Source organism: Parafrankia sp. Ea1.12 (assembly GCF_900465275.1).
Lineage (GTDB): Bacteria > Actinomycetota > Actinomycetes > Frankiales > Frankiaceae > Parafrankia > Parafrankia soli.
This window is the reverse complement of record NZ_UBIZ01000643.1, coordinates 1-345: the sequence shown is the minus strand read 5'-3', so window position 1 is coordinate 345 and position 345 is coordinate 1. Positions and strand designations below refer to the sequence as shown.

General features: G+C 76.5%; 1 pseudogene. It reads right to left on the bottom strand.

Annotation, left to right across the window (positions count from 1 at the left end):
- Positions 1-345, bottom strand: a pseudogene (locus FMEAI12_RS34335) (hypothetical protein); the annotation flags it as partial.

The following is a 345-nucleotide window of genomic DNA, read 5'->3' as shown; positions in this document are numbered from 1 at the left end:
CGGCGCTGTTCGGCGGTGCCCACCGCGCCGCGCCCCGGTTCGCGTGCCAGGCGGCGCGGGCCTCTCCGGCGCCGTCCTCGGCCCGGTCGAGGATCTTCTCCCAGCGGCTCTGCATCGGCCGGACGAGACCGCCGCCCACTCCGACCACCACCACTCCGGTGCAGGCCGCGAGCACTGCGTAGAGCAGCGGTGTGGTGACCGACGTCCCGATGCCGAGCTCGTCCAGCGCCGCCTTGCCGAAGGCGAGGACGGCGAACCCGGCGACGGCCCGGCTCAGCGCGTTGCCGTGCCGCAGCCCGGCGAACGACTCGGTGACCAGGCGCCGCGCCCAGGCGGCCAGCGCCA